22 protein-coding genes are annotated in these 20,251 nt (G+C 62.3%); 2 read left to right on the plus strand and 20 right to left on the minus strand.

Annotated features, from left to right (window positions below; translation table 11 throughout):
- The first annotated feature begins 107 nt into the window (after window positions 1-107).
- Window positions 108-992 (plus strand): LysR family transcriptional regulator, encoded by an 885-nt coding sequence (locus KDX39_RS21640; protein ID WP_210042012.1) that lies wholly within the window; start codon window positions 108-110, stop codon window positions 990-992.
- Window positions 993-1,066: 74 nt separating this feature from the next.
- Here the strand turns inward: KDX39_RS21640 and KDX39_RS21645 are convergent, their stop codons facing one another.
- From KDX39_RS21645 to KDX39_RS21740, 20 genes are read right to left on the minus strand one after another with little or no spacing between them, the layout of a single operon-like run.
- The gene (locus KDX39_RS21645; RefSeq protein ID WP_231661755.1) at window positions 1,067-2,293 is read right to left on the minus strand and encodes a beta-ketoacyl-ACP synthase; all 1,227 of its coding nucleotides are present in this window, start codon (window positions 2,291-2,293) and stop codon (window positions 1,067-1,069) included.
- Window positions 2,293-3,021 carry a 3-oxoacyl-ACP reductase FabG gene (fabG, locus tag KDX39_RS21650; protein ID WP_231661756.1) on the minus strand — a complete coding sequence of 243 codons (729 nt, stop codon included), beginning with the start codon at window positions 3,019-3,021 and terminating at the stop codon, window positions 2,293-2,295. The genes KDX39_RS21645 and fabG overlap by 1 nt, the downstream gene beginning before the upstream one ends.
- Complete coding sequence (locus KDX39_RS21655) at window positions 3,018-3,473, minus strand: hotdog family protein (protein ID WP_231661757.1); 456 nt, start codon at window positions 3,471-3,473, stop codon at window positions 3,018-3,020. The genes fabG and KDX39_RS21655 overlap by 4 nt, the downstream gene beginning before the upstream one ends.
- Entirely contained in the window at window positions 3,470-4,666 is a 1,197-nt protein-coding gene (locus KDX39_RS21660; protein ID WP_231661758.1) for a beta-ketoacyl-[acyl-carrier-protein] synthase family protein, read from the minus strand. Before KDX39_RS21660 ends, KDX39_RS21655 begins: the two co-directional genes overlap by 4 nt.
- Window positions 4,663-5,145 carry a hypothetical protein gene (locus KDX39_RS21665; RefSeq protein ID WP_231661759.1) on the minus strand — a complete coding sequence of 161 codons (483 nt, stop codon included), beginning with the start codon at window positions 5,143-5,145 and terminating at the stop codon, window positions 4,663-4,665. The genes KDX39_RS21660 and KDX39_RS21665 overlap by 4 nt, the downstream gene beginning before the upstream one ends.
- The gene (locus KDX39_RS21670; protein WP_099228747.1) at window positions 5,142-5,876 is read right to left on the minus strand and encodes a class I SAM-dependent methyltransferase; all 735 of its coding nucleotides are present in this window, start codon (window positions 5,874-5,876) and stop codon (window positions 5,142-5,144) included. The genes KDX39_RS21665 and KDX39_RS21670 overlap by 4 nt, the downstream gene beginning before the upstream one ends.
- Entirely contained in the window at window positions 5,873-7,120 is a 1,248-nt protein-coding gene (locus KDX39_RS21675; RefSeq protein ID WP_231661760.1) for an NAD(P)/FAD-dependent oxidoreductase, read from the minus strand. Before KDX39_RS21675 ends, KDX39_RS21670 begins: the two co-directional genes overlap by 4 nt.
- Window positions 7,107-8,279, minus strand: coding sequence for a sodium:proton antiporter (locus KDX39_RS21680; RefSeq protein ID WP_231661761.1), 1,173 nt, complete (start codon window positions 8,277-8,279; stop codon window positions 7,107-7,109). The genes KDX39_RS21675 and KDX39_RS21680 overlap by 14 nt, the downstream gene beginning before the upstream one ends.
- The gene (locus tag KDX39_RS21685; RefSeq protein WP_231661762.1) at window positions 8,276-10,624 is read right to left on the minus strand and encodes an MMPL family transporter; all 2,349 of its coding nucleotides are present in this window, start codon (window positions 10,622-10,624) and stop codon (window positions 8,276-8,278) included. The genes KDX39_RS21680 and KDX39_RS21685 overlap by 4 nt, the downstream gene beginning before the upstream one ends.
- Window positions 10,608-11,222, minus strand: coding sequence for an outer membrane lipoprotein carrier protein LolA (locus KDX39_RS21690; protein WP_210073868.1), 615 nt, complete (start codon window positions 11,220-11,222; stop codon window positions 10,608-10,610). The genes KDX39_RS21685 and KDX39_RS21690 overlap by 17 nt, the downstream gene beginning before the upstream one ends.
- Window positions 11,219-11,644 (minus strand): acyl-CoA thioesterase, encoded by a 426-nt coding sequence (locus tag KDX39_RS21695; protein ID WP_184322292.1) that lies wholly within the window; start codon window positions 11,642-11,644, stop codon window positions 11,219-11,221. Before KDX39_RS21695 ends, KDX39_RS21690 begins: the two co-directional genes overlap by 4 nt.
- Window positions 11,634-13,181, minus strand: coding sequence for an HAL/PAL/TAL family ammonia-lyase (locus KDX39_RS21700; RefSeq protein ID WP_231661763.1), 1,548 nt, complete (start codon window positions 13,179-13,181; stop codon window positions 11,634-11,636). The genes KDX39_RS21695 and KDX39_RS21700 overlap by 11 nt, the downstream gene beginning before the upstream one ends.
- A complete protein-coding gene (locus KDX39_RS21705) occupies window positions 13,162-14,109 on the minus strand; it encodes an LpxL/LpxP family acyltransferase (protein WP_231661764.1) in 948 nt (315 codons plus the stop codon). The genes KDX39_RS21700 and KDX39_RS21705 overlap by 20 nt, the downstream gene beginning before the upstream one ends.
- Complete coding sequence (locus tag KDX39_RS21710) at window positions 14,106-14,840, minus strand: glycosyltransferase family 2 protein (RefSeq protein WP_231661765.1); 735 nt, start codon at window positions 14,838-14,840, stop codon at window positions 14,106-14,108. The genes KDX39_RS21705 and KDX39_RS21710 overlap by 4 nt, the downstream gene beginning before the upstream one ends.
- A complete protein-coding gene (locus tag KDX39_RS21715) occupies window positions 14,833-16,515 on the minus strand; it encodes an acyl-CoA synthetase family protein (protein ID WP_231661766.1) in 1,683 nt (560 codons plus the stop codon). Before KDX39_RS21715 ends, KDX39_RS21710 begins: the two co-directional genes overlap by 8 nt.
- A 10-nt stretch (window positions 16,516-16,525) precedes the next feature.
- The gene (locus tag KDX39_RS21720) at window positions 16,526-17,071 is read right to left on the minus strand and encodes a hypothetical protein (protein WP_004880353.1); all 546 of its coding nucleotides are present in this window, start codon (window positions 17,069-17,071) and stop codon (window positions 16,526-16,528) included.
- Entirely contained in the window at window positions 17,068-17,322 is a 255-nt protein-coding gene (locus tag KDX39_RS21725; RefSeq protein ID WP_231661767.1) for an acyl carrier protein, read from the minus strand. The genes KDX39_RS21720 and KDX39_RS21725 overlap by 4 nt, the downstream gene beginning before the upstream one ends.
- A 9-nt stretch (window positions 17,323-17,331) precedes the next feature.
- Window positions 17,332-17,592, minus strand: coding sequence for a phosphopantetheine-binding protein (locus KDX39_RS21730; RefSeq protein WP_099228737.1), 261 nt, complete (start codon window positions 17,590-17,592; stop codon window positions 17,332-17,334).
- A complete protein-coding gene (locus KDX39_RS21735) occupies window positions 17,567-18,379 on the minus strand; it encodes a lysophospholipid acyltransferase family protein (protein ID WP_099228736.1) in 813 nt (270 codons plus the stop codon). The genes KDX39_RS21730 and KDX39_RS21735 overlap by 26 nt, the downstream gene beginning before the upstream one ends.
- Window positions 18,355-19,074, minus strand: coding sequence for a beta-ketoacyl synthase chain length factor (locus KDX39_RS21740; protein ID WP_231661768.1), 720 nt, complete (start codon window positions 19,072-19,074; stop codon window positions 18,355-18,357). Before KDX39_RS21740 ends, KDX39_RS21735 begins: the two co-directional genes overlap by 25 nt.
- Before the next feature lie 348 nt (window positions 19,075-19,422).
- Here KDX39_RS21740 and KDX39_RS21745 point away from each other — a divergent pair, with 348 nt between their 5' ends.
- Window positions 19,423-20,202: a ParA family protein gene (locus KDX39_RS21745; RefSeq protein ID WP_231661769.1), complete on the plus strand. Its 780-nt coding sequence runs from the start codon at window positions 19,423-19,425 to the stop codon at window positions 20,200-20,202.
- Window positions 20,203-20,251: the final 49 nt, after the last annotated feature.

The following is a 20,251-nucleotide window of genomic DNA, read 5'->3' on the forward strand; positions in this document are numbered from 1 at the left end:
GGAGCACGGTTCGGGCAGGCAATGAAAAAATCATATAGCTGGCTAATGATTCAATCCAATATATTGTTCGACCTGTTTGATACGTAAAACGACTTGATTGAGGCTGTATGGAACTGCGCCATCTGCGTTACTTCATCGCCGTTGCCGAAGAGCTGCATTTTGGCCGTGCTGCTCAGGTGCTGGGCATTTCCCAGCCGCCGTTGAGCCAGCAGATTCAGGCGTTGGAGCAGGAGCTGGGTACGCGTTTGTTCGACCGAACCAATCGGCGTGTCGAATTGAGCGAGTCCGGCCGACTGTTTCTCGACGAAGCGCGTCTGGTGCTGGCGCAGGTCGACAAGGCCGCCGATGTGGCCCGGCGTGCGCAACTGGGGCAGTTGGGAGAGCTGAAGGTCGGCTTTACGTCTTCCGCGCCGCTGACGTCGAATATTCCCGAGGCGATCTTTGCCTTTCGCCAGGCGTACCCGCAGGTGCATCTGGACCTGACGGAAATGACCAGCCAGCAGGTCGCGGCAGGTCTGGAAGACAAGAGCATTCAGGTGGGCATCATGCGACCGCTGGAACTGCCTGATTCTCTGGAGGTGTTCGAGCTGTTGAACGAACCCTTGATCGCGATCATGCGGGCCGATCATCCGTTGGCGCAAGGCAGCGAAGACGGGATCTACATGGCGGCGCTGGCGGCCGAGCCATTCGTGTTCTTTCCAAGGACCTACGGCAGCGGGATCTACGGCCAGATCCTCAGCCTGGCCCGCGCGGCAGGTTTCAACCCGTTGATCACGCAGGAAGCGGGCGAGCCCATGACCATGATCGGTCTTGTGGCAGCAGGGCTGGGTGTCACGGTGTTGCCCGCGCCGTACCGCCGGATGCGCATCGACGGCGTGGTCTACCGCAACCTGCTCGACCCCGGCGCCACCAGCCCGGTCTGGCTGGTGAAACGCAAGGATGAACAGTCAGCGATGGCCAGAGCGTTTTTCGAACTGGCGACGAAGGGGTAGGGCGCCGGAGCAGGCATCCCCCGACACCGGCTGTGCCCATCGCTGCGCGTGGGCACGATCTTCTAGCCTTGCGATTACACCCAGCGCTTGAAGATCAGCGACGTGTTGACGCCGCCGAATGCGAAGTTGTTATTCATCGCGTATTCGTTGCTCATTTGTCGGGGTTCGCCAACGATGTAGTCAAGATCGCCACATTCCGGATCAATCACATCAAGGTTCAGCGTGTGGATGTAGCGATCACTGTTGAGCATTTCGATGGTGAACCACGATTCCAGCGCACCGCAGGCGCCCAGGGTGTGGCCGAGGAAACTTTTCTGCGAGCTGAGTGGCATGCGCGAGCCGAACAGGCTGCTGGTGGCGAGCGTCTCTGCGATGTCGCCCTGTTCCGTCGACGTGCCGTGGCCGTTCACGTAGCCGATGGCCTCGGGCGGCAGGTTGGCGTCTTCCAGCGCCAGCTCCATGGCGCGGCGCATGGTGATCTGCTCCGGCCGGGTACTGTGCGCACCGTCAGCGTTGCTGCCGAAACCGACGATCTCTGCGTAGATATGCGCGCCGCGTGCCTTGGCGTGCTCCAGTTCCTCCAGCACCAGCATGCCGCCACCTTCGCCGATCACCAGCCCGTCGCGGCCCGTGTCGTAAGGGCGTGGCGTGGTGTGAGGTGCGTCGTTCTTGAGGCTGGTGGCATACAGCGCATCGAACACCATCGCTTCGGTCGGGCACAGTTCTTCCGCGCCTCCGGCCAGCATCAGCGGCAGGCGCCCGAATTTGATCGCCTCGTAGGCGTAGCCGATGCCCTGGCTGCCGCTGGTGCAGGCGCTCGAGGTCGGGATCAGACGCCCGGTCAAACCGAAGAAAATACTGATATTTGCAGCCGTGGTGTGCGGCATCATCCGCACGTAGGAGTTGGCGTTCAGACCGACAGCCACCGAGTTGATCAGCATGGCGCCAAAGGCCTTGATCTCGTCGGTGCTGCCGGTGGACGAACCGCAAGCCGTGCCCATGCGGCCGTCGCGAATGATCGGGTCGTTCAGCAGCCCGGCGTCAGTCAGCGCCAGCTCCGATGCGCCCACCGCAAAGCGCGACACGCGACCCATGCTGCGCAACTGCTTGCGCGTCCAGTGTGCAGGCACGGCGAAATCATCGATAGGTCCGGCCAGCCGAGTGTTCAGTTCCGTGAACCGGTTCCATTCGTCCATGCGCCGGATACCGCTGCGATTGGCCGTGAAATTCGCCTGGACGCTTGCCCAGTCGCTGCCGATCGACGTAATGCCGGACATGCCGGTGACCACCACGCGTTTCATCAACACAGGCCTCCATTGACGGCCAGCACTTGACGCGTGATGTAAGCGGCTTCGGCCGACATCAGAAAATTCACCGCACCCGCCACTTCTTCAGGTGTGCCCATGCGCTGGGCCGGGATCATCTTCATCAGCTCATCCACCGGTACGTTCTCGTCGAGCATGGCGGTGTCGATCAGGCCCGGCGCAACGCAGTTGACCGTGATTTTGCGTTTGCCCAGTTCGACGGCCAACGCCTTGGCCGCACCGATCAACCCTGCCTTGGAGGCGCTGTAATTGACCTGCCCGCGATTGCCGATCAGGCCGGACACCGAGGTGATGCACACGATGCGTCCTGCCGAGCGGCGACGGATCATCGGCATGGTCAGCGGATGCAACACGTTGTAAAAGCCGTCCAGGTTGGTGCGCAGCACCTGATCCCAGTCGTCGTCGCTGAGCGCCGGAAAAGCACCGTCGCGGGTCAGCCCTGCATTGAGCACCACGCCGTAATAGGCGCCGTGGTTTTCCACGTCCTGCTCAAGAATTTCCTTGCAGGCGGCACGGTCCGACACGTCGAATTGCAAGACACGGGCCTGGCGACCCAGCGCAATGATCTCGGCCTGTACCGCTTCGGCTTCGCTGCGGCCCGTGCGGCAGTGCAGGATCAGGTCGTACCCGGCCTGAGCCAGGCGCAGGGCGATGGCGCGGCCGATGCCACGGCTTGAGCCGGTGACCAGTATGGATTCAGTCATGCCGGGGCTCCTTCAGCCAGGTAGTCAGCAGTGTTGGGTGGGCAATATACATTGAGGCGCGCAAAGGCGTTGATGTCCGGGCCTGTCAGGGTGCATTCGAAGACACCCATACCGCTGTCGTCCTGCAGCGAGCGCACAGCGTGGATGTCCAGTTCGCTGCCGACCGGAAAGTGCGCGACATTGCAGTCGAACTTGCGGCTGCCGAGCAGAAAGCCCAGCTTGACCGCTTCGCCCTTGCTGCGCGCCTGACAGCCGGCAAACGCCGCCACGCTCTGGGCCATCAGCTCCACGCCGACCCAGGCGGGCAGGCTGCCGTCCGCTTCGTTGAACAGCCCGTCGGGGCGCACGGTCAGGCGGGTGTGGATATGGTCTTCGTCAAAGGCCAGCACCTGATCGATGAGGATCATGTCGCCAGCGTGAGGAATGAGTTCGGCGAGCGGCCAATCGATCATGGTGCATCTCCGATAATCAGGCTGATGTTATTGCCACCGAAGGCAAAGGAATTACTCATCATGTAGCGGCTGTCGCCAGCGGCCAGACGTGCGCCCGGTGCAGTCAGTTGCAGCGCGGGTTCGGATGGATCGGCCGCGCCGTCCCATACATGGGGTGGCAAAGCGTGTTCGAGGTTGTCGGGCGACAGGCTCAGCCAGCAGAACGCGGCTTCCAGTGCACCCGCTGCACCGAGGGTATGGCCACTCAGCGGCTTGGTCGACGAGCACGGCACGCCGTTCGGAAACACGGCCTGCACCGCCAGGCTTTCCATGGCGTCGTTGTGAAAGGTGGCGGTGCCGTGCAGGTTCAGGTAACCGATCTGTTCCGGCGCGAGCCCTGCGTTGCTCAATGCTTGCTGCATGGCATCGCGTGCGCCGCGCCCTGTCGGTTCCGGGGCCGAGATATGGTACGCATCGCAACTGGCGCCCGCGCCGAGCAAGGCAATCGAATGTTTGCCGCCCGCTTCACGGGTCATGAGAAATAACACCGCCGCTTCGCCGATGTTGATCCCGTTGCGATTGCTGGAAAACGGATTGCAGAGCGTCGGCGACATGGCTTCCAGCGAGGAAAACCCGTTCAGGGTCAGCTTGCACAGGCTGTCCACACCTCCGCACAGCACCGCGTCGCAGAGCCCCATGTCCAGCGCCCGTCGAGCACTGAGCAAGGCCCTTGCGCTGGACGTGCAGGCCGTGGAAATCACGTAAGCCGGGCCGGTCAGTTGCAGCCAGCTCGCCAGAAAATTGGCCGGCGCACCCAGTTCCTGCTGCGCATAATCGTAGTGTTCGGGAAAGGTCTGTTCACGCAGCCACTGGACCATGCTGCTGCTGGCTTCATCGATGCCCGAAGTGCTGGTGCCGATGATCACGCCAATACGCGACGCGCCGTAACGGTCGATGGCCTGACGAATATCGTCCTCGATCTGCAACGCCGCCGCCAGCAGCAACTGATTGTTGCGGCTGCTTTGCGATTGCAATGGCGCAGGGATCGCAGGCAGTACGTCCTTGACCGCGCCCACCGGCAGCGCACGATCTGCGACCCAGCCGTCTTCCAGGACCATGCCTGAGCAGTCGGCGGCGAACAGTCGGCGAGACACTTCTTCCGGGCCGTTGCCCAGAGCGCAGATCAGCCCCAGTGAGTTGAGATGGGCGGTCATGGCGTGGTCTCGCTGTTCAACGGGGTCACTTTGTAGCTCAAGCCATCCTTGAGACGGACGGTGAAGGCGTTGGCCGACTGATATTCGACCAGCCAGCGATTCTCTAGACGACGCTGCATGCCCTGGCGATAGGCAGTCGGGTAACGGCTGTTCAGTTCCTGATCCGAGGTCATGGCAAACATCAGCGCGGCGAAGAGTTCGCGGGCTTCAGGATTCGGCGGCAACAAGCCGTCTGCCTGCCACTTGCCCTCGATCAGCAACTGACGCGCCTGAGGAATGCCCAGCGGGTCCATCATCGACCAGCGCAGGCCCTTGTTCTCACGCTGGATGATCAACATCCAGTCCTGACGCTGATCCGCCTGCCTGCGCTCGATGTGCAACTGCATCGGCAACGCCAGCGTGGGTGCCGTGGTCGGCAGCGGCGTCTGGCTGGCGCAACCTGTGAGCAGCAACAGCGAGAAAATCAATGCTCGGATCATGCTTCCTCACCCTGCAACGGCTTGCGGGCCACTACGTTGACCAGTGTTTCCTCACGCTGCCCGAAGGGCTTGGGCTTGCGCAGCTTCAAGGCTTCCAGAAGGCCGAAGTCCGTGGCGCGGCTCCACCACAGGTAAGGGTAGGAGACATTGCGGGCCTCGAATTCGAAACCCTGCTGGCGGATCATCTCCAGGTACTGCGCGGCGCTTTTCTGAACGTGCATGGGGTGACGGAACAGCCAGCGGATCACCCAGGTGTCGATATAGGCCTCGGTGGATTCGGCGAACAGCAGATAGCCGCCCGGCTTGAGCACGCGATAGAACTCGGCCAGCGCCTGCTCCTGCTCGACCAGATGGTGAAAGGTCTGGTGGCAGAACAGCAGGTCGACGCTGGCGTCGGGCAGTTGCAGGGCGGCGCAGTCGCTGCCGATCAGTTCGACGTCGATCCCCAGTGCGGCGGCTTCTTCGCGACTGCGTGTCAGGCTGTCCGGGTCGGCATCGACACCGAGCAGCCTGGCCGGGCTGAACACCTTGCTCAGGTGGCGGAACGATTTGCCCTGTCCACAGCCTGCGTCCAGCAACACCGGTGCGGCAGGCAGCGGACCTGTGAGCAGGCTGCGCAGGTCATCAATGGCGACACGCAGCACCCGGTATTGCCAGATATCGCTGCGCAGAAACCACAGACCAAAGCGGGTTTCTTCGACGTAGCTGTCGCTCAGGAACGGTCCGGTCATGAATCATCGCTCGTGCAGATTTCCGAGAGCACCCGCAGACGCCGTTTGGGTTCGCTGACGAACGGGTTGCGCTCGTCCCAGGCGTAGCCGGCCAGAATGGAACTGATCATGCGGCGTATGTCAGGCGTTCCGCCTTCATAGAAAATGACATTCTGGAAGGTGTCGTCGTACCAGCCTTCAACGTAAGCGCGGAACGCATCGACACCCTTTTTCAGCGGAACAGCGAATTCGGTTTCCCAATCCACCGCTTCGCCGCGCAACTGACGATTCAACACGCCTGCGGCCATACTGGCCGAGCGCATGGCGATGGTGACGCCCGAAGAAAACACCGGGTCGAGAAACTCCGCCGCGTTGCCCAGCAGCGCAAAGCCCTTGCCGTGCAGAGCCTTGACGTTGGCCGAGTAGCCACCGATGGTGCGTACCGGGGTGTCCCAGACTGCGTTTTTCAACACGTTGGCCAGCTGTGGAGTTTCTGCAACGAACGCCCGCAGACAAGCGTCCAGGTCCTCGGGTTTGCCTTCGAACCGCTCGGCTGATGCCACAACGCCCAGCGAACAGCGCCCCTGGCTGAACGGGATGGTCCAGAACCACACATCGCTGTGCTCGGGGTGGATGCTGACAAGGATTTTCTGACGGTCGAAAGGCGGGCTTTCGATGCGGTCTTCGATATGGGTGAACACCGCCTTGCGCACCGGAAATCCGGACGGCGCTTCCAGGTCCAGCAAGCGCGGCAGCACGCGGCCGTAGCCGCTGGCGTCCAGCACGAAATCGGCCTGCACACTGTATTCGCTGCCGTCTTCATGTCTTACGCGCAAGACCGGCTGCGGGCCGTCGAAATCGGCGCTGATGATCTCCTGTTCATAGCGGATTTCGACGCCTTGCAACTCAGCCTGGTCGGCCAGCAGCTTGTCGAACTCGGCGCGCTGCACCTGAAAGGTGGTCGGCTTGCCGTTGGTGAACGTGTCACCGAAGTCGAAATCGCTGTACTGCTCGCCACGCGCGAACGCTGCGCCATTCTTCTGCTGGAACCCGGCGGCCTGCACCGCTTCGAGCATGCCGGCTTCTTCAACGAAATCCAGACAATGGCAAAGCAGGCTTTCGCCGATGGAGAAGCGTGGAAACACCTGGCGCTCGACGATCAGCACATCGTGACCCTGGCGTTTGAGCAGCGCCGCAGCAATCGAACCGGCCGGACCGGCACCGATGACGACGACCTGGCGAATTTCCTTTTCAATGGTGGGCACAGGTATTCCTTTTCGGGGGTTCGATTGAAGGAGTAGTGCGTGAGGGCTGGCGACCCATGCCTGTCAATGCCGGCATGAGTGTCGCAATCAGGCCCATCAGCATCAAGGCGAAGTACAGCGCCGGGCTGATCAGTTGTTGTTGCAGCAGCAGGTTGAGAAACACGATTTCGCTCAGGCCACGAATATTCAGCAGCACGCTTTCGCGCCAGCGACTGGCCCCGACGAACGATGGTGTTGCCCAGTGCAAACCGATCCAGTTGCCGAGCAGCTTGCTGGCGATGGGCAGTACGATCAGCGCGCCCAGTTGCAGCCAGCCCGTCTCGTTCAGCGCGCTGTGTACATCGATCTGCACAATGCCGAAGGTCAGCAGCAGCGGGATGGCCAGACAGTTCTGAATGAAGCGCAGTGTTGTCGCGTCCAGCGGCGGCACCCAGGCCTGACCCAGCCGTGACATGCACAGCAGATAGCCTATGCCGAATATCAACGCATTGAGGCGGTAATGCTCGGCCACCATCAGCAGGGCAAAAAACGTCAGGCTATAGAGCAGCGGCTGGCGCAGACGCAGGAGGCGAAACAGCAGCGGCACGCAGGCGCCCAGCAGGGGCAGCAGCAAACTGCCGAGGTGCAGGCTGCCTTGGGCGAGGGCGAACAGGCTCCAGCAGGTCAGGTCGATAAGAATCGCGGTCTGCACCAGCCGGCGGGTCGCGGCGGGCGGGTAATCGATATGGTGCAGGTACAGGTACAAAACCGGAATTGCAGTGATGGCAAACACCAGCCCCACGGCCAGCGAACTGATCCAGGCCTGCTCGGGCAACAGCCAGATCGCGCAGGCGATGCCTGCCAGGAAGGGAACGAAAAAGCTCGGGACGGCGATTTTCAGGCTTTGCCGGTCGAGTTTTACGTCGATCACTTCACTGAGAATCTGCCCCAGTACCACCGCAAACGCCAGGCCGTACAGGCTCTTGAGCCAGACCGGCGACACCAGCTGTGCGCCGCTGAGCTGCCAGTGCGGCTCTATCCACAGCAACATCAACAGTGGCAGGCCGAAGGTGGCCAGCAGCAATTGGCTGACGATGAGAATCAGCCCCAGCCGCTGGCCAGCCCATGTAGCCAGCGCGAACAGACTCAACGCCATGGCCCAGAACGCCAGGACCATCATGGCTGTGGCTCCGACGATCCGGCAGGCGGGTGAGCCTTCCGACGCGGACTGGCCCATGGCGCGAGCAGGAAACTGAACGCCAGCCCAAGGCTCACCGACAGACCGAAATTGCTGATCGCCGGGGTGCCGGAAATCGCCAGCAGTCCGAACGACAGCCAGGTGGTGACGGCGGCCAGCAGCGTACCCAGCAGGCTCACTGCCGCCCCGCCGACCTGCTCGCGCATCAGAATGGCGTAATCGACACTGATTGCGGTGACCAGTAGCAGGCCGAACAGGCTGAACAGGGTCAGCGGCTGGCCGAGCCAGCCCAGGCTGGCGAGGCTGCACAACGCGGCGAGCAGCGGCAGCGCGACGATGCGCAGTGCGCCATTGAAGCCGAACGGTACGATCAGCAACAGCACGATCAGCACGCAGGAGGCCATCTTCAGTTCGGCGGCGCTGACCTGTGTGCTGGCGAACACCTGATTGAGTTCGCCCAGACGGTCCACCAGTTGCACGCCGTCCAGTCCGCCCGCCTGCATACGCAGCAACGCCGTACTGTTCAGGCCGCGCAGGCTCACCATGCTCGCCACGCCTTCATCATCGGGTCCCAGCCAGAGCGTGCGCCAGGGTTCGGCGAGCGGACCTTGCAGCGCCAGGTCGATGTCTTGCGTCGGCAGTGCCTGTAATTGAGCGATCTCGGCCTTCAGGGCACTTTCCGGAACGCCGAGCTGCACCAGCGGCTGCCAGTATTGAGGCAGTTTCGCCAGGGCTGCGCGGGTTGCCTGTTGTTCGGCAGGCGAGTCCAGCAACTGATTGACCGCCATGTAGCCTTGCAACTTGTCCATGCTCACCAGTTGATCGAGGCGCTGGGTGAGCGCGGTCTGGCGGTCCAGCAATTCCTGCTGATCCTTGCCGCGCACCAGAAAGAACTGGCTGGTGGGCTGATAGCCGGTGATCCGTGCGATGGCCTGGGCTTCGTCGGTCAGCGACTGCGGGGCCGCGACCCACTGGCGAATGTCGTTCTTGGTGGTCAGGTGCCACAGGCCGCCGCCGCAGAAGGCCAGCAGCAACACCAGCAGACTCGGCGTGCTGACGCGCTGCAGCAAGGCGGCGCGGCAATCGAGCATCTGCTGGGCCAGCTTGAGCGGCCATTGCGCGGGATGAATCTCGATTCTGCCGAGCAGCGCGGGCAACAGGCATACCGCTGTCAGGTACGCGCCGACGAGCCCGGCGGCCGAGAACACGGCAATCTGGGTCAGCGCCGGAAACGGCGTCCAGGCCAGCGCCAGATAACCGATGCAGCTGGTGATCAGGCTCAGGCTCAGCCCCGGCAACGTCAGACGCAAGGCAGGCCAGCTGCGCCAGGGCTTCATGCTCCAGCTTTTGGACAGGTAGTGCAGCGGGTAATCGACGGCCACGCCGATCAGGCTGGAGCCCAGCACCAGCGTCATGACATGCATGCTGCCAAACACCGCGACGCAGGCGACCGCTCCAAACAGCATGCCGACGATGACGGGTACAAACGCCAGCAGCACGCTCCACCTTCTGAACGCCAGCAACAGCAGCAACAGGATGCCAATGGTTGCGCCGCCGCCGACCCAGGTCATTTCCCGGCTGGCCTGCTTCTGGCCATCGGCTGCGTACAGCAAGCCGCTGGCCGCCAGCAGTTGACCTCCCGCCTGGCCCGCTTGCTGGCGGGCGGTGGCGAGCAGCTCCGCGACGTGGCCGGGCAGGTGCATGTCGAAGGCGTCGTTACCGGTGCGCGTGCGCAGCAATACCCAGCTTTTACCGTCGGCCGAGGCGATCAATGCGCCGCTGGCCAGATCCGGTTCGACCGATCCCTGGCGGGGCAACCCGTTCTGGATGCGCCCGGTCAGGCCCAGCCAGTCATCCTGACTGGGCACGAGGCTAAAACCGGCAAAGGGATCGAACAGGGTTTGCACTCGCTGCTCGATAAAGGCCTGCGGGTCGTCGAGCAGTTGCGCGCGGTCCACGGCCGGCAGCATCGCGATTCGGCCTTGCAGCAGTTGTGTGCGCAAGGCAGGCAGGTCGGCCTGTAACGTCCACTGCACTTTTTCGAACAGGCCGCTGGCCTGCCATTGCTCGGCCAGCGTGCGGGCCAGAGTGATGGCTTGCTGATGGTCCGAATGCCCGACCAGCACCAGCATTTCGCGGTTGAGCGGCTCCTGAATGCGCTTTTCGGCGGTGGTGACCAGCGCGTCGTTATCAGTGCCCGGCACCAGTTCCATGAGGTTGGCCGACAGCGGCGAGCGGTCGTGCCATTGCCAGGCAGCCAGCGCCAGCACGCCCGCCAGAATCAGCAGGAACAGGCGTGGAAGCAGGCGCTCAGTTCGCAAAGTCATTGCGTTGCGCATCGGTCAGCGCGGCTGCGCGGGTGCTGTCGATCATCTTCAAAACCGTGCTGTCGCCCTGGGTTTCCAGCAGTTCGATGCGTTGCACCAGTTCGCCGCCGTCGATATTGATCTGCTTGAACACCTGCTGCAGCAACAGCGAGCGGGGTGTCAGCGTCAGGTGCCAGGCGTTGGCATCGCCTTTGAGTTGCAGTTCGAAATCCCGTTGCAGGCCGCTGCTGTCACCTTGCAGCACGGCAAGGAACAGGCGGTTCTGCTCGGCACCTGCGTTCTTGTTGGGCACCGGCTTCCAGACGCTGGTGCTGCCTTCGGCTTCCCGGCGCGCAATGCCGTTGGCGTTGATGCGGTAATCCTGTTTCAGGGGGGTTTCCAGCAGCCAGAGCAGTCCGGCGTCCCTGGCCAGTACGAAGCGGCCCTTGCTGATCAGCGGCTGCGGCAGCGCGCGTAGGTGCTTTTCCTGAATGAAACGCCCTTGCACCACCGCAGGCCTGGCCAGTTGATCACTCAGTTGTTGCAGGTCGAAGGCGTGTGCCAGCGACGACAGACACAGCAGGCCGAATACACATAACGCTCGAAGCGGACCGCTCATGGCAAGGCTCTCTCTACGGCATCGATGAAGACCCTGGGCGAGGCCAGTTGCATCTCGTGAGTTTGACTGTCGACGGCGACCTGAACAGTGCTGGCGCGGGTCAGGCGTTCGCCGGTGACCGCGTCGGTGATCAGGTAGTTGATCTTCAGCCGGTTCTCCCATTCCACCAGATCGGCGCGCACGTTCAGCTTCTGGCCGAACACGGCGCTGCGCACGTAACGCAGCTGGATGTCGATCACCGGCCAACCATACCCGGATTCGAGCATCTGCATGTAGTTGTGGCCGATGTGGTCGAGCAGCGCGCAGCGCGCCACTTCCAGGTATTTGACGTAATGGCCGTGCCAGACGATGTTCATCATGTCGACGTCAAAAAACGGCACCACGATTTCGGTATCGACCTGCAGAAATCCCTTACTGCGCATGCAGCCTCCAGTGTCGGTTGGCGATGTGTTTCAGGCACAGGCGCAGCTCTGCCTCCAGCGCCCGGTCTTCGATGACGGGGGCGAAGTCCTGGCTCAGTTGTTCATGCATGGCGGCCAACGCAGGTGGCAGCGGGCGGGCATCGGCGGACTTGCTGCGCAGCCAGACGCCCTGGTTGGCAGCGATCAGGGTGGCGGCGGCGACCTGCTCGGTCAGCTCCAGCACCCGGATCGCGTCGCGGGCAGCGATGGTGCCCATGCTCACCTTGTCCTGGTTGTGGCACTCGGTGGAGCGCGAAAACACGCTGGCCGGCATCGTGTTTTTCAACGCCTCGGCCGTCCAGGCACTGGCGCCAATCTGTACGGCCTTGAAACCGTGGTTGAGCATGGCGCGTCCGGCGCTGGCGCCCGACAGATTGCTCGGCAGGCCGTGGTTGTAACGCTCGTCCACGAGCAGCGCCAGTTGCCGGTCCAGCAGATCGGCGACGTTGGCGACCAGCGTTTTCAGGCTGTCCATGGCGAAAGCGATGTGCCCGCCATAGAAGTGTCCGCCGTGCAGCACGCGTTCGGCTTCGGCGTCGATGATCGGGTTGTCGTTGGCGCTGTTGAGTTCGATCTCGATGAACGAACGCAGCCAGTTCAGGCTGTCGGCCAGCACGCCCAGCACGTGCGGCGCGCAACGCAATGAGTAACGATCCTGCAGGCGATGCAGCGGCGCGGTCGGGGCGTCGATGGCCAGATCCTGACGCAGCCACGCGGCCACCTGGGTCTGACCCGGATGCGGCTTGGCGGCGAACAGGCGCTCGTCGAAGTGTTCCGGGTTGCCTTGCAGCGCCACCACGTTCATTGCCGTGATACGGGTCGCCAATTGCAGCAGGTAGTCCGCCCGCGCGAATGCGAGGCAGGCCAGTCCGGTCATCACCGCTGTGCCGTTCATCAAGGCCAGCGCTTCCTTGGGCCGCAGCACCAGCGGCGTCCAGCCCAGTTCGCGGTGGACGTCGACGGCTGCTCGGCGCTCGCCACGGAACATCACTTCACGCTCGCCCGAGAGCGTCGCGGCTACGTAGGACAGCGGCGTCAGATCACCGCTGGCACCGACCGAGCCTTCTTCGGGGATCAGCGGCAGTACGTCCTGATCAATGAACGCCTGCAAACGTTCCAGCAGTTCGATACGCACCCCCGAAACGCCCTGACACAGCGACTGCAGCCGAGCCGCGAGCACGGCGCGGGTCGCCTGCGCGTCCAGCAGCTTGCCCAGACCGCAGCCATGGAAGGTGTAGAGATGACGCGGTAACGCTTCGACGTGTTCCAGCGCAACGGCGACCACGCACGAATCGCCGTAGCCGGTAGTGACGCCGTAGATCACGCCTTCCTTGTCCAGGAGCGAATCGAGAAACCGTGCACCTTTGGCAATACGTTCGCGGAACGCGTCATCGTTCTGCAATTCAGTGGGCGCCTGGCGGTTGGCCAACGCCAGCACGTCTTCAATACGCAGCGCCCGTTCGCCGAAGGTGATGGTGTCAGGAACGTGGTTCGTCATCGGACTTCCAGAATGGATAGAAATTGAACCACTGCTGTGGCGCTTCAAGACAATAGTGGCCGAGACGTTCGGCGTAACGCCTGGCCCAGTGTTCGATGACCTGCGCACGGTCGCTGCGCCGCCATTCGATGGCATCGGCAAAGGGTTCGAGAATCACGCGGTAGCCGCTCGGGCCCTTGAGACAGAAGAACAGGTTGACCGGGCACTTGAGCAACCCGCCCAGCAGCCACGGGCCTTGCGGGAAGGCGGCGGGCTGGCCGAGAAAATCGACCCGCACGTTGCGTCCACCATGCAGCGGCACACGATCACCGGCGATGGCCAGCCATTCACCCTCCTCGATGCGCTGGTTCAGTTGCAGCATGATGGCCGGGTCCAGCTCGCTGACCTGTATCAGTCGCAGGTTGGTCGCGCCGGCTTCGCCCAGCAGGCGATTGAAGCGTTCCGCGTGCTTGGTGTGCACCAATACGTTCATGGTGACTTTTTCGCCCAGCTCGGCAAGGGCGCGACACACCTCAAGGTTGCCCAGATGCGCGCCGACCAGCAGTTGTCCACGCGATCCGCGCAGGTTCTGCCGCAGGTGCGCCGGGTCTATGATCTCGATCTGGTCAATGCCCAGCCTGCCATTCCACACGTCAAGCTTGTCGAGCAGCGCATCGGCGAAGGCCATGAACTGGCTGAACACCCGGCGCTGGGTCGGGCGCAGTTCGGGCCGGTTGCTCCACTGTGACAGGCGCTGCTGATACTCGTGGATGCTGTGCCGGGCGCGGCGGCCGAACAGGAAAAAATACAGCACGATGCCATACAGCACCGGCGTCAACAGGCGACGGCCGAGCAGTTTGACGCCCCACGCAGTGAGCTTCATCAGCAGAAAACTGCCGCGCTCTTCATGGTTGGCCCAATGCTGTTTCGACGCAGGTTTCAAGCTCATGCCCGCCACCGTTGCCAGAGGATGACCGGCAGGCGGATCAGCATGCCGAAGAACAGTTTGGCGTGCATTTTCGAGATCAGTGCGTTGTCGTGGAACAGGCGGAAGTGCGAAAGGCCGTCCTGAGGGTAATGAACGCGGGTCGGCAGCCAGCGCATGGCCTGCCTGCGCCATGACAGGCGCACCAGGATTTCCGAGTCGAAGTCCATGCGCCTGCCGATCTGCGTGCTGTCGATCAGCGTCAACACGGGCGCCAGCGGATAGAGCCTGAAGCCGCACATCGAGTCGCGAATCTGCAGCGACAGGGTATTGATCCACACCCACACGTGGGTCAGGTAACGCGCGTACAGGCGTCCTTTCGGAACACTCTCGTCGTACTGTGGATAACCGCAGATCAGCGCGTCGGGATAGTCACGCGACTGCTGCAGAAACATCGGGATGTCTGTCAGGTCATGCTGACCGTCGGCATCGACCTGCAAGGCATGGCTGAAACCCAGTCGTGCGGCTTCACGAAAGCCGGCGATCACGGCGCCGCCCTTGCCCTGATTGACCGGCAGGCGCACCAGATAAACCTGCTCGGCCTGTGCAAGCTGCTGTAACACCGTCGCGCAGGCCGGGCTGCTGGCATCGTCCACCAGCACGCAAGGCAGCCCTGCTTCACGGACGGCACGGACCACGTTGGGCACCGCCAGCTCGTGATCGAACACCGGAATGATCGCGCAGGGCTTATGCATGCGCAGCCTCCAGCACGATCCGGCCACTGGAGCAGGGCGCGCCTTCGCTGGTGCGAAAGGCGAAATGCAGTTTCGAGCGTTGCTCGTCGAAGCGCAGGGTCAGGGTAAGCGAGTCGCCGGGACGCACCAGTTGCTGAAACTTAAGCACTTCCATCCCGGCGAAGCGCGGCGGCAGATCCAGCAGACGCTGGCTCAGCTTCATCGCCCACTCCACCTGCACCACGCCCGGCAGGACAGGTGCTCTGGGAAAGTGTCCGCTGAAGTACGCGAGATCGGGCGGAACCACCAGATTCAGTTGCAACTCGTCAGCGACGGTCTTCTGATCCAGCAGCTCCGGGAGTTTCGGGCGCTCGGCCATCAGCAGTGCTTCGACGTCGGCCTGAGCCAGTTTGTCCTGGGCATTGAGCGGCATCTGCCGCAGCAGCCGCCAGCGACGAGGCAGTGCCAGGGCTTCGCAATGCGGGCGCAGGTGCTGGCGCAGCGCTTCGGTCAGGGCACGTCTGCCCTGTGTCCGCAGTGCAAGCAGGCCACTGTCATTCAGCACGACCAGCGCCCCGAGTGAGGCACGGTTCTCCTGCACCACGCCCAGACGCGCCTCGCGTACCGATTCATGGGCGATGAGCGCCTGCTCGATCAGGGGCAACGAGATACGTTTTTCCTCGAGTTTGACGATACGGTCCAGCCGACCCAGCAGCTCGAAACGGCCCTCGGTGTCGATGTGTACGGCGTCGGCGGTGTGTTCGATATGGCCTGTGGGCAGGTAGGGCGAACTGACGCACAAGGCACCGTCGTCGCCCCGGGTCAGTTCGACGCCCTCGAAGGGTTGCCAGCGCTGTTCGCCCTGACGCCATGCGATACCGCCGGTTTCCGAACTGCCGAAGATTTCCGTCGGCCATTGCCCCAGCCGCACATGGAGGCTTTGTGCTGCGTCGCCCGGCAGTACGCCACCGGAAGAGAACACCCGGCGTACTGCGCTCAGGCTGGGCCAGTCGAGGTTGTCGCCCATGCGCTTGAGCAGGGCCGGGCTTGCAACCCAGGCGAACGACCCGTTTTCGAGGCTGGCGCGCTGCACGTCTTCGGAAAAGGGCAACTGACGACGCACGAATGAACGCCCCGCGCACAGCGGCCACAACAACCGGAACAGCAGGCCGTAGATGTGCTGGGTTGCCACGCTGCCGACCATGCAGGCCTGACCCAGCTCCGCACCCCAGTGCTGTTCGAGGGCCGTGACTTCATTGGCCAATTGGCGCAGACGCTTTTCGATCAGCTTAGGCTCGCCGCTGGAACCTGACGTGCACAGACTCAGGCGGCACTGGTCCAGATCAAGCGCAGCCGGTGCCAGGGGGGCTGCGTGCAGCTCATTGAGTGGTACATCGCCGGGCTGGTCGGTGATCCACAGATCCACCTCACCGGCCCAGCGCTCGCGGGTCTGTCCTTGCAGGTCGGCAGGCAGCAGCACGCTTACCCCGGCACGCCAGGCGCCGAACAACGCGATGCCCAGTTCGGCGGCATCTTCGAGGTGCACGGCCACTTGCCGGACGCCACGGGCTTGAAGCCCGCACGCAACGCTCAATGCCTGCGCCCGCCATTGGGCGAGCGTCAGCTCGGGAGCGGTGGTCAGCCGTCGATCCGTCTTGGTGTCGAGCAGCAGGTTTTCGAGAGTTAGCAAGTTCATGCTATCCATTTCATGGGCCGCCCATGACGCGCAGGCGGACGATCAGTTCGCCTGCGAACAGCAGGCCCATCAGTCCATAGGAAACAAGGCCGGTGTAGAGCGTCCACCATGACAGCGGTGCCCACAGCGTCAGTGCGGCCGCAGCAAGGCCGTTGCCCAAAAAGAACACGCACCAGACCTGAGTGACTCGCCGGGTGTAGCGAATGCCGGATTCAGAGAGCTCAGGCCGGTTGATACGCGCCATGCGCTCGACGATCGGCGGGCCGTAGATCAGGCTCGAGCCGAACAGGCCAAGCATGAACAGGCTGACCAGCACCGGGTACCAGCGCAGCATCACATGGCTGTCGAGTAACCCAAGCACCACGCAGAACCCCAGCGCCACAAGGGCCATCGCCAGGCTGCCGGGTTTGCGCTCACCGGTCACGATGCGCGCAAGCCACAGGCTTCCCAGCAGCAGGGCAAATTGCCAGGGCGCGAAGTGCTCGGTTCCCCAATAGACGGCGAACGGGTACAGAACACCGGCCAGCACCAGGATCAGACCAACCAGCCGTTTCATTCGGCGGCGTTGACCAGTCGGTAGACGGCCTCGACCACATCGTTGACGGTTCTGACGGACTTGAATTCTTCCGCCGCGATTTTCTTGCCGGTCTTGCGCTTGATGTGGTCGATCAGGTCGACAGCGTCGATGCTGTCGATTTCCAGGTCCTGATAGAGGTTCGCCTTGGGAATGACCCTTTCAGGTTCCAGTTCGAACAGTTCGACCATGGCCGTGCGCAGGGTTTGGAAGATGTCTTCACGGGTTTGCATGTTCAATCCTCAGACCGGCTGTCTGGCGCTGACGAACGCCACAAGGCTGTCGACGTTGGCGAAATGGTTGCGGGTGTCCTTGGCGTCGGCATCGATCCTGATGCCGTAGCGCTTCTGGATGGCCAGGCCCAGTTCCAGTGCGTCGACCGAATCCAGTCCGAGGCCCTCGCCGAAGAGCGTCTGGTCATTGCCGATGTCTTGCGGGGTGATGTCTTCGAGGCCCAGGGCGTCGATGATCAGCACTTTAATGTCCAGGTGTAGATCGCTCATCTGTGGCGAGCTCCTTGATGAAGTAGTCATGCAGGTAATCGTTGAGCTTGCGGGACGCCAAAGGCGGCGGACCCAGCGCGCTGAAGGTTGTCGGATCGATGTCGGCACCCACATGCAGGGTGAAATGCACGCGGCGTTGTGGAATCCGGTACCAGGGCTCGGCCTTGGTCAGCGTGGTCGGACTGACCTTGATGGTCACCGGCGTGATCATGCTGGCGCCGCGCAGGGCAATGGCGGCGGCACCGCGGTGAAAGGCAGGCGGCTGGCCGGGCTGGGTGCGAGTGCCCTCGGGAAAAATGATCAGGGTCTGGCCGCCCTGCAGGCGTTCCACAGCGGCATCGAGCATGTCCATGCTGCCGTCATTGCTGATATAGCCTGTGGAACGCACCGGACCGCGCGTGAAAGGGTTCTCCCACAGGCTGCGCTTGACCACGCAGTTGGCGTCACGCACCAGCCCGATCAGGAACACCACGTCGATCAGGGACGGGTGGTTGGCGATGATCATCTGGCCTGGGCGTCCCAGCTTTTCGGCGCCTTTGACCTCGTAGGTCAGCACGCCCAGCCGCGCCATGATTCTGATGAAACGCCAGAACAGCCGGCTGATGGTCCGGCGGGCACGTCGCTGATGGTCTGCGACGCTCCCCGGAAAGCAACTCAGGACTGGAAAGACGAACACGCGCAGACACAGCCCGCTTACCCCGAACAGGGCAAAGCTGAACCCGGTTGCCAGCAGACGCCAGTAATAGGCATCCCGGCCTTTCTTCACTGGTTGCGTTGCCACTTCCATAATCGGTTGTTCCACGGATGCAGGCATGAAGACTGGTGGGTGTGCAGGACTTGCAACAGATTCAGGGCATGGGGCCACTGCGTGCGTTGCGCGCCTTGCGTGTCGGTGTTCAGGGACAGTTGCCATTCGTTGCCCGGCGTCAGCAGCAGGCCGACGGCATAGGGAAAGGGCACGTCGTCGATCCATTTGGCGTAGGCGTGCGGAGGCTGTTCTTCGGTCACCACCAGCAGCACTGCCGGTGCGCCCTCGGCCAGCAGGGCCGCGGCTTCGAATGCGCCGTATTCAAGTCCGTCGCCTGCGGCCGCCAGTGCGGTCATTTCGCTGGTTTCACCGCGCAGGATCGACCACAGGCCAATCACGGCGTTATGCACCGACAGGCTGAACTGGGTCGGCGACATGGGCTCGTCAGCGGCCAGATCGCGAAGGATTTCGAACGTGCGGGGCGTTTCGCCGTGGCGGGACACGAACACCAGCGGCATGCGTTCGTAACCCTCGCTGAGCGGCCAGCCGACCGCGAACGCCATGCGCGCCATGCGGCCCAGCCGTCGGCGCTGCATCGCAGGCAGAAAAGACACATCCGGTGCCTCGTTGCTGTCCTGCAACTGTGTAGGGGTGCGGCTCCATTGCTCCCACTCGTCTGCGCTCGCCAGGCCAGGTGCCCAGGCGCGCCATCGTGCAATGTTGAAGGTGATCAAAACTTCTCTTCCCGCCCCTGCGGGCTTGTTTCTCGCTACTTCGATACCAGGACGGCATCAGTCTGGGCGGTAAGTTGAATGGGTGCGCGCATTATCCTTGTGGGGATCGTGACTAGCAAATTTGTTGCAAGTAAAGGGTTTACACAGCATCCATTCTCATCCGGGTAACTCAGGCGTACGCCTTGACGCTCAACCCGGTACAGTCATTGAACCGACATAAATGTGTCGTATTTTTGATAAGGTCGCCGATAAGGTCGCCCTTGTCGTATGCATTGCCTAGACTCGACCACGCTTACAGCCTTTATCGGTCAGTCACGTCGTTTCTTAATCTATCGAGGAATCCAAAGCATGCGTCGCGTGGTATTCAATCAGAAAGGCGGTGTCGGCAAGTCGAGCATTGCCTGCAATCTGGCTGCAGTCAGCGCTAACGAAGGCTATCGAACCCTGTTGATCGACCTCGATGCCCAGGCCAACTCCACCCAGTACCTCACCGGTCTGACGGGCCACGATATCCCGATGGGGATTGCCGAGTTCTTCAAGCAGACGTTGTCTTCCGCGCCGTTCGGCAAGAAGAATCATGTTGATATCTACGAGACGCCGTTCGATAACCTGCATGTGGTAACGGCCACCGCGGAACTCGCTGATCTGCAGCCGAAACTCGAGGCCAAGCACAAGATCAACAAGCTTCGCAAATTGCTGGATGAATTGGGCGAAGATTACGAACGCATTTATCTGGATACGCCGCCCGCGCTCAATTTCTACGCGGTTTCGGCTCTGATCGCGGCAGATCGCGTCCTCATTCCTTTTGATTGCGACAGTTTTTCCCGGCAGGCGCTCTACGGCCTGCTGCGGGAAATCGAGGAGTTGAAGGAAGACCACAACGAGAACCTGCAAGTGGAAGGAATCATCGTCAACCAGTTCCAGCCGCGCGCGAGCCTGCCGCAGCAGATGCTGGATGAACTGGTTGCCGAAGGCCTCCCGGTATTGCCGGTCTACCTCAATGCGTCAGTGAAGATGCGCGAGTCTCACGAGGCCTGTCTGCCTCTGATCCATCTCGACCCGCGCCACAAGCTGACAAGGCAGTTCGTCGACCTTCATCAGTTGCTGGAAACCAACGCACATCCTTGATTTCTTGGGTCAGGGCGTCGGCTCGCCGGCGCGCTTCGGTGATCATGTC

Origin of the sequence: Pseudomonas sp. CDFA 610 (assembly GCF_021147865.1) — a bacterium.
Classification (GTDB): Bacteria; Pseudomonadota; Gammaproteobacteria; order Pseudomonadales; family Pseudomonadaceae; genus Aquipseudomonas; species Aquipseudomonas alliivorans.